The sequence below is a fragment of the Mesorhizobium sp. genome, assembly GCF_004962925.1.
Lineage (GTDB): Bacteria > Pseudomonadota > Alphaproteobacteria > Rhizobiales > Rhizobiaceae > Mesorhizobium.
Window position 1 is genome coordinate 1 of sequence record NZ_SUEO01000428.1, and the last position, 568, is coordinate 568.

General features: G+C 66.0%; 1 pseudogene. It reads right to left on the bottom strand.

Annotation, left to right across the window (positions count from 1 at the left end):
- Window positions 1–80: 80 nt before the first annotated feature.
- A pseudogene (locus E5W87_RS35555) lies at window positions 81–568 on the bottom strand (hypothetical protein); the annotation flags it as partial.

Genomic DNA, 568 nt, shown 5'->3' on the forward strand with positions numbered 1-568 from the left:
GACGCGTTCCCTTGCCTGGTCGGAGCCGCTTGACCTTCGCGGGCCGGCGAGACAGCCGGCGAGCGATTTGCGCCGCCCGCCTAGCGCATCAGGCCCGCTGCCCGCAGGGCATCCTCGATGATCTTCTTCACGCCGGGTTGGCCCGATTCCGGGTGACGCGGGAACTGATGGATGGCAGTCGACTGTGGGGGCTTCGTCTTCGCATTTACTATACCTGGCGCCGGTGACTGGGGTAGTGGCCGTTGGTTGACGGGCACTTGCGGCCTCGATTTCCGGGAGGCGCTTTCCTCCGTTGCCGCGATCCCCCAGAACTGCGCGATCTCGCGTGTGGAGGCGATGCCGACATCAAGCATATAAGGCCCCGGAGCGCCGAGGCCGTTGCCGAGCGGCGTGCCGTGGCCCATCCCGGCGATCATGTTGATTTCGATCAAGGCTTCTCCCGCGCCGTTACGCCAGACCTGCTTTGCGTGCGGTCCGGCAGCTTCCCGACGCGTCGGCGCTTTCTCAAGCCGGTGGACTCCCCGCCATTGGCCTGCGATCGCTTCCGCGTTGGAAGGCGAAACCGTGT